The following is an 8,039-nucleotide window of genomic DNA, read 5'->3' on the forward strand; positions in this document are numbered from 1 at the left end:
TCATGAATGCCTTGCTGAACCGACCGAGGGGCTTGCCGTCGGCTTCGATGTACCAGGAGCGTTCGGCAATATCGTAGTTGTATTCGTCAACCACGATCCAGCAGCGTTTGAGATCGGTCAGACCGGCGCGCCGACACTCGATAGCGGAGACTTCCAAACCGATCCGATCGCTGGTCGGTGGCTGAGTGGTTATCGCCAGGAGCGCGAGATGGGTCAGGCCATCTCCTGCGCCGCGGACAGCGATGACCACGCAGGTCGGTCGGCTCTTGCGGCCTTCCGTTTCGCCGCGCTCGTGTTGCCATGCCCAAAGATAAGGATAGGAGATCACATGACCAGGCAGAAATCTACCGCTCATCATCGTATCCTTCCCCGCGCGCCAAGCGGTCGATCTCGGCGGCGAAGAGTTCCGTGTGTTCCTCCGGCATCTCGGAGACATGGTATGCGCGGCGGGGATCGCCGCCGATGCGCATCCGTTCGTAGTGCTCGTAACTCATCAGCACGAACCGGGGTTTCCGGTGCTTGGTAAGGATAACGGGTTCGCGGCTGGCAACGTCGGTGACGTCGCCGACCTGCTTGTTGAGATCCCCCGTCGTGAACTGGCGCATGGCTGGACTCCTTGATCAGTCTCCATATTATCTGGATTATCTGGATTTGCAAGAAAACGGCGCTCACGCGCCGCCCTCCGCGAACCGCCAGACGGGGATGCCCAGCCGACGCGCCTTGTCGGCAAGGTTGTCGGTGATGCCGGAGCCGGGAAAGACGATCAGGCCGTAGGGCACCACCGAGAGAAGCTGGTCGTTGCGGCGGAACGGGGCTGCCTTGGCGTGCCTGCTCCAGTCCGGCTTGAAGGCGATCTGGGTGACCTTCCGGTTCTCGGCCCAGCAGGCTGCGATGCGCTCGGCGCCGCGCGGGCTGCCGCCGTGGAGCAGAACCATGTCGGGATGCTTCTCGCGAGCCTTGTCGAGCGCGTCCCAGATCCGGTCGTGATCATTGCAGTCGAGGCCGCCGGCGAAGGCGATCTTGGTCCCGGCTGGAACGAGCACCTCGGTTTCGGCGTGGCGACGGGCGGCGAGGAAGTCGCGGCTGTCGATCACCGCCGCGGTCATCGCCTGGTGGCTGACCTTGGAGCCGGTGCGCGGCCGCCATGCCGATCCGGTTTGTGCCTCGTAGAGGTCGGCGGCCTCATCGCGCATGATTTCGAGCACGTTGCGGCGCTCGATATAGGTGATGCCTTCGGCCGTGAGCCGTTCGAGATCGACCGACTTCACCTCGGAGCCGTCCTGCTCCTGCTGGCTCGAACGCTGCGCCTCCTCATTGCGGTCGAGGCTGCGGGCGACACGCTCGGCGGCACGGTGGAAGACGTTTGCGAAGGACCAGAGCAGGTCGTCGAGATCGGGTTCGAGCCTCGTGTCGCCGAGCATGCCGGCGAAGGTTTCCACGATCCCGGCGAGGCCGGCCCGGATCACTTCGTCGTCGGGAAGTGGCCGAGGATCAGGTTCGTCCTGATGCGGGCGATGGCCGTACATCTGCAGCTCGAGGATGACGCGGTCGGTCGGCGAGGAGGCGTGGTAGGGCTCGTAGGCGTCGTCGAGGGGAAGCTCGTAGGTCATGGCGTGTCTCCGTCGGTTATGGCCGCGCCCTTCGCGGCCTGACAGCGCATCCCGGCCGCGCCCCGGGCGCGGCCGCACCGAAGGCCGGAGCGCGAGCGAAGGACGGCGCAGCCGTTGCGGCCGTGACCGGGGGGTGGCAGGGGTCGCCTCTCAGGCAGGCCGCGGGCGCGGCCTCTCCGGTGGACCGCCGCCATGCCTGCAGTTGCCCGGCGACGCCGCGCCGGCCTGCCTTCCGGCCTGACCCGTTTATCCGGGCGGCAGGAAGAGACGGGCATCCTCTGGGACGAACTGACCGCTGAGCCATGCGGCGAGATGGGCCGGGCCGAGATGACGCAGATCGTCGTTGAAATCGCCGAGCTGCGGCCGCAACACCAAGGCGAGGATCCCGGCCTCGCCGGCGCGTTGGCTGAGACGTTCGATGCCGTGCCGGCCGGCGGCGTCGGCATCGGCTGCGATGTAGAGCCGGCGGCAGCCGGGCGGAAGCCTCAGGCCGGCAAGGTGATTGGCCGAGGTGGCGGCGGCCACCGGCAGCACCGGCATCATAGTCCTGAGCGACGCCATCGTCTCGAAGCCCTCGCCGGCGGCCATGATCGGGAATGTTGCACCGGGCTGGTGGCCTAGCCAGATGCCGTTGCCAAGGAGATCCCCCAGCGAGCGGCGTGGATCCGCGAGTTGCGCCTTGCCCTGACCCGAAGGATCAAGCCAGGTGCGTTGTAGGCCGGTGATCTGCCCGTCGAGGTTGGTCACAGCGGCAATCAGAGCAGGAAGAGTCTGCGTCTCGCCCGTCATGAGATCCCTGTAGTAGCAGCCGGGGTGGAAGCGCAGCGCRTGCTCATGCGTCGAAAGCAGAATGCCGCGACCGGCGAGATAGCGTTCGGCCAGCGTGCCGGCGATCGGCTGCGACATGGCGAACAATCGACGCGCGGCCTCAGGGGAGCCGCGTTTCGCGGCTGGCTGGCCCTCCGCGCCAAGGGGCTGGGGCTGGGGCTGTGGCAGCGGCATGGCGAGGAAGCGACGTGCTTCATCCGCGACTTCGCGGAAGTCGATCAGACCACAGCTCTGCTCGATGACGTCAAGTAGGTCGCCATATTCGCCCGACGACTCATCGGTCCATTTTCCGGCTGCCTTGCCGCCAACCGCCATAAGCCGCACATGCATGGAACGGCCGCGCGTGTTGCGGACATCGCCGACCATCCAGTAATTGCCGGAGCGATATCCGTTGGAGAGATATTCGTGGCACACCGCCTCGGCATGATCGCCAAGGCGGCGTGCTAGCTCGGAGGCCGAGCCGGTCATGATCGTCTCCCCTTATGCCGCCGAGGTACGGTCGGTGACGCCAACCAGCGTATGGCGGTCGAGCAGCGCGGCGAGGATGGCGGATCCTTGCGCGCTTGTCGGGATGAACAGCCGGAGTTTCCAGGAAATGATCTCGGAGATCAGCCCCAGCGCCTTTAGCCGGGGGACCATCGCGTCCGTGAAGCCAATCAATTCGACACGGTAGTCGTTCATGACGCGGCTGCGGCGCAGAATCAGGCCATCGGCGAGTTGCAGTCCAATCCTGCCTTCCACGAGCCCGGTCCAAGCATCTTCCGGCGCGAGCCGAGACCGAGATTGCGGAACAAGGTCGCGACAAGCGTCGGCGCGATGTGACGGCCGATGATGCGTTCGCCGGCATCGGTCTGGATCCGGTAGACCTGACAATCATGGTCTGGCAGCCGACGCCAGATCGGCAATAGCAAACCCGTCACGATGTGAAAGGTGCTGGTGGTAAACTCCGGGACGGCGGCGACTTCTGCCTGCCACAGATCGCAGAACAGTTTTCGGTCGGTCGGCTGCCAATGGGTTTCGGCAAGGGCGTCGAGACCGAAGCGCAGCTCGTCGGTCGGCCGCAACAGGCGTACGCGATGCTCTATCGTGCCGTCGTCGAGCATCAGGCTCGCCGTCGGCAGCCGGATCGCCGCGCGGCTGGAGCGGGCGTTCACCAGGAGAACCGATTGCGGCTCCGCCCGGACAATGGCCAGTGCGTCGACCAGGCCGAGCGGCCGGATACGGTCCTTGCGCGCGACGGTCAGCACATGCGACTGCGCGCCGGAGACCGGGTGCGCGTAGACGGTGCGGCGATCGGTGACGACGATGCTTTCGGCCGTGATCGTCTCCAGTCCCTTGTCATAGTTTCCGGCGGCGATCGCGCCCTCAACCTTCGCCGTCATCAGTTGCTCGAACACTTCGAACAGCAGGTTCTGGGTCTCGATGCGCAGCGCCAGCAGGCGGTTGAGCCAGGTCGTGATCGGCGGCAGCTCGTCGCGCAACCCGCCCTCGTCGGTCGTCAAAGACAGCCCGGTCACGGTCTCGAAGGTCGTGAGCGAGCAGCCCTCGATCTTGCCTTGGTGCAGCAGCATATAGAATTGGCGAACTGCGGCCCGTGCATAGGGGCTTTCCAGATTGTCCTCGGCACGGAACAGCCCCGCCCCACCGGTCTGGCGCTGGCCACGCGTGATCGCGCCCAGCGTGTCGAGCCGTCGTGCGATGGTCGACAGGAAGCGCTTGCCGGCTTTCACGTTGGCGGCCATGGGCCGGAACAACGGCGGTTGCTTCTGATTTGTGCGGTGGGTCCGTCCGAGACCCTGGATGGCGTTGTCGGCGCGCCAGCCGGCCTCGAGCAGATAGTGTTTGCGCAGCCTCTGGTTCTTCGCGCCAAGATCGGCATGATAGGAGCGGCCGGTGCCGCCGGCATCCGAAAACACCAGTACGCGCTTGTCGTCATCCATAAAACTCTGGGTCTCGGCGAGATTGGCCGAGCCAGGGCGGTTTTCGACGGCCAGCCGGTCGATGCCGTCGCGGCCGGTCTTCTTGACGGTGCGCCGCGAGCGGCCGGTCACCTCGGCGACGATGTCTGTGCCGAAATGGTGGAGGATCTGGTCGAGCGCGCTACCGACCGGCGGCAGCGATGCGAGTTTTTCGATCATCTCGTCGCGCCGTCGAACCGCCTCCCGGCACTGGACCGGGTTGCCATCTTCGTCGTGAACGGGCCGCGAATAGACATTGCCCTCCGCGTCCGAATATTCCTCGAACAGCTGGGTGGGGAAGGAGTGCAGCAAGTACCCGCCGACGTACTCGCGCGGCGTGACGTCGACATGCAGATCCGACCATTCCTCGGTTGGGATCTCGGCAAGGCGTCGTTCCATCAGCGCTTCGCCGGTCGAGACGATCTGCACGACTGCCGAATGGCCATCGGCGAGGTCCTGCTCGATCGCGCCAATCAGCGTTGGCGTCATCATCGAGGTGATCAAATGCGAGAAAAAGCGCTGCTTGGTGCTCTCGAAGGCCGAGCGCGCCGCAGACTTGGCGTTACGGTTCAGCGTACCGGACTCATTGGTGATGTTGGTCGCCTCGAGTGCGGCGGTCAGGTTGTTGTGGATGACCTGGAATGCGTCGGCATAGGCGTTGTAGATACGGATCTGTTCCTCGCTCAGCGCGTGCTCGAGCAGGTCGTATTCGACACCGTCATAGGAAAGAGAACGCGCTGTATAGAGGCCGAGCGACTTGAGATCCCGGGCGAGCACTTCGATCGCCGCGACACCGCCGTCCTCGATCGCGGCGACGAATTCGGCACGGTTGGCAAATGGAAAATCCTCGCTGCCCCAGATGCCGAGACGCTGCGCATAGGCGAGGTTCTCGACCGCCGTCGCACCGGTTGCCGAGACGTAGACGACGCGCGCGTCGGGAAGGGCGTGCTGCAACCGCAGTCCCGCCTTTCCTTGCTGCGACGGGGCGACGTCGCCACGCTCGCTTTTGCCGCCAGCGGCGTTGGCCATGGCGTGGGCCTCGTCGAAGACGATGACGCCATCGAAAGATCTTTTCGCCCCCGACGGGTTTTCTCCAATTCCTGTCTGGCTTTCGGCCCTCCCTGCCGACTCTTCTCCGTTCCCTGTCGGGCCTCCGGCCCTCCCCGCCTCTTGGCCAACCCAGTCGAGGATCTGGGCTATCCGGGATTTCTTGCCTTCCCGTTCCTGCGAGCGGAGCGTCGCGTAGGTCGTGAACAGGATGCCCTCGGCAAGGCGGATCGGCGTGCCCTGCCGATAGCGCGACAGCGGCTGAACGAGAAGTTTTTCCTGGCCAAGTGCCGCCCAATCGCGCTGGGCATCTTCCAGTAGCTTGTCCGACTTGGAAATCCAGATCGCGCGGCGCCGCCCCTGCAGCCAGTTGTCGAGGATGATGCCGGCGACTTGCCGTCCCTTGCCGCAGCCGGTTCCGTCACCCAAAAACCATCCACGGCGGAAGCGGACAGCGTTTGCAGCCCCTTCTGGTGCGGCCGAGACGACATCGCAGGTCTCGTCAACCGTCCAGGCGCCAGTGAGATGGCCGCTATGGGCTTCGCCCGAATAGATGACGCTTTCGAGCTGGGCATCCGACAGCAGGCCCTCGTCGATGATCGCATCAGGAAGAAGCGGCCGATAGGAAGGTTTTGGTGGCGCGACGGCGGCCATTGCGGCTGACTGTACGAGCGGCGTCGGATGCGGCTTTGCGCGGGGAATGTCGGTCGACTGGAGCGCGAACGGTTCGTAGATCGTGTCGGTGAGCCGGCCGCCCTCCTCCGGCATCCAGTCGCGCAGCTCATAGGCGAGCGGGACGGCAGGCGCGCTGCTTGCCATGACCTGGCGAGCGGGCTTCGCCCGCACAATCGGACGGACCGATTGGATGGCCTTCGGAGCAGCCGTTGAGACACCGAGGGGTGCGGCTCTCGCCCCCGATCGGGCGCCCATGTGCATGGCGGCATTGCGCAGGATGCCGCTGGATAATGCACCGATCGAGTCCGGAAAGCCGCCCGGTGCTCGGGGCGGCAGGGCGGAGATCCAGGAGAGCAACGTCTCGACATCCATGGCCTTGCCCGGCGAGCCGGAGAAGCTGGTTGGGTCGGTAGCAGGAACTTTGTCGATGATGGTCAAGCGGGTCTCAGTGGTGGTGCCATGGCGGGCGTAGACACGGCCGTCGATCGCCGCGGTGAAGACAATGGTGCCCTGCTGCTGCAGGCGTTCGAAGGCGGGCCGCCATTTGGGGTTTTCGGAAGACAGGCCGGTGCCGGTGATGGCGACCAGGCGCCCGCCCGGACGCAGGCGTGCGAATGCGGAAGAGAGGTGCCGCCATGCCGCATCGGCGACATGGCCGTCGACATAGGCGCCGACGCTGAAGGGTGGATTCATCAGGACGACGGACGGCTMCATGGCCGCGTCGAGATGATCGTCGATATGGGCAGCGTCGTACCGCGACACGGAAAACCGTGGAAACAGCAGGCCGAGAAGATCGGCCCGCGTCGCGGCAAGCTCGTTGAGCGCGATCGAAGCGCGCGTCATCTCGGCATGGACGGCGAGCAGGCCGGTGCCGGCGGAGGGTTCGAGAACGAGGTCGCAAGATGCGATCGCCGCGGCGTGCGCCGTGACGAAAGCAAGCGGCAAGGGCGTGGAGAGCTGCTGCATGGCCCGGCTCTCGTCGGAGCGCCGCGTGTGAGTGGGAAGAAGATCGGCGATCCGCTTCATCATCGCCAGCATTGCGTGGGGCGAGCTCGACCGCGACAGGATCGCCGGACCGAACCGGCGCAGAAACAGTACCTGGGCGACTTCGAGCGCCTCATAAGCGTCCTTCCAGACCCAGAACCCTTGCGCATCGCTGCCGCCAAAACTGGTCGTCATGGCGGTGCGCAGTGCGGCGGTGGTGACAGGCTTGCCCTGCTCGAGGAAAGGCAGAAGCAGCGTTGCCGCTTGATGAATCGCCTGGGCGGTGTCGATGGAGGCCGGCGTCGGCGCACCGATTGGAGTAGCCGTCCGGGCAACGGCAGGTGTGGTCGAAACGATGTTCATGGAAATGTCCTTCGCGAGAGGGGAATGGCGCCCGCGCCGACACTCTCTCCACGCCAGCCGGGCCACGCTCCTCCCGGCTCCCCTCTGCCTCTGGCGCCGATGCACCAAAGGGGTTGCGCTCTTTGCAAACCCATGACTTCAATGCGCGCACAGGGATGCGGCGGCGACCTGGAGCTGTGGAGGTGATGCGACGGTTCAGAATTGGCAGTGCGGTCTACGAGGAGGCAGCGCCTGACCTGCAGGCGGCGCTGGCGAGTGCCTATGCCCGCAGCGAGCGTCCGCTATGCCTGTGCCGCGAGCCGGGCTGCCCGATGTACATCGCCCGCATAGGCGACCTTCATCTGATCAAGCGCATGCCGCTCAGCGGCGGCGGGCATGATCTGTCCTGTGATTCCTATGAATCACCTTACGAACTGTCCGGGCTGGGCGCCTTGATGGGCAGCGCGATACAGCTCGATCCGCAAAACGGCTTGGCGGCCCTCAAGTTGGACTTCAGCCTGTCGAAGACGGGGAGCCGGGCGGCATCGGTGCCTGCCGGGCAAAGTTCCGCCAGCGTAACTGCCGACCCCAGGAG

The 8,039-nt window shown here is 65.3% G+C and carries 7 protein-coding genes; 1 reads left to right on the plus strand and 6 read right to left on the minus strand.

Annotated elements, in window-relative coordinates; translation table 11 throughout:
* From AC1D08_RS33470 to AC1D08_RS33495, 6 genes are all read right to left on the minus strand, one after another.
* The coding region (locus AC1D08_RS33470) for a hypothetical protein (protein WP_477425298.1) at positions 1-355 on the minus strand (355 nt) is incomplete at its 3' end.
* Complete coding sequence (locus AC1D08_RS33475) at positions 345-605, minus strand: type II toxin-antitoxin system prevent-host-death family antitoxin (RefSeq protein WP_057143280.1); 261 nt, start codon at positions 603-605, stop codon at positions 345-347. The genes AC1D08_RS33475 and AC1D08_RS33470, both read right to left, overlap by 11 nt.
* 63 nt (positions 606-668) lie before the next feature.
* Positions 669-1,610, minus strand: coding sequence for a DUF2493 domain-containing protein (locus AC1D08_RS33480; protein WP_477425300.1), 942 nt, complete (start codon positions 1,608-1,610; stop codon positions 669-671).
* Positions 1,611-1,856: 246 nt separating this feature from the next.
* Positions 1,857-2,906 (minus strand): DUF7146 domain-containing protein, encoded by a 1,050-nt coding sequence (locus tag AC1D08_RS33485; protein WP_477425301.1) that lies wholly within the window; start codon positions 2,904-2,906, stop codon positions 1,857-1,859.
* Positions 2,907-2,918: 12 nt separating this feature from the next.
* The gene (locus AC1D08_RS33490; RefSeq protein WP_477425303.1) at positions 2,919-3,119 is read right to left on the minus strand and encodes a hypothetical protein; all 201 of its coding nucleotides are present in this window, start codon (positions 3,117-3,119) and stop codon (positions 2,919-2,921) included.
* Positions 3,120-3,139: 20 nt separating this feature from the next.
* Positions 3,140-7,465 (minus strand): strawberry notch-like NTP hydrolase domain-containing protein, encoded by a 4,326-nt coding sequence (locus AC1D08_RS33495; protein WP_477425305.1) that lies wholly within the window; start codon positions 7,463-7,465, stop codon positions 3,140-3,142.
* 185 nt (positions 7,466-7,650) lie between these two features.
* Here AC1D08_RS33495 and AC1D08_RS33500 point away from each other — a divergent pair.
* Positions 7,651-8,039: DUF1173 family protein (locus AC1D08_RS33500; protein ID WP_477425307.1), on the plus strand; the 389-nt coding region annotated here is incomplete at its 3' end.

The sequence above is a fragment of the Mesorhizobium sp. P2_E6 genome (assembly GCF_056403835.1).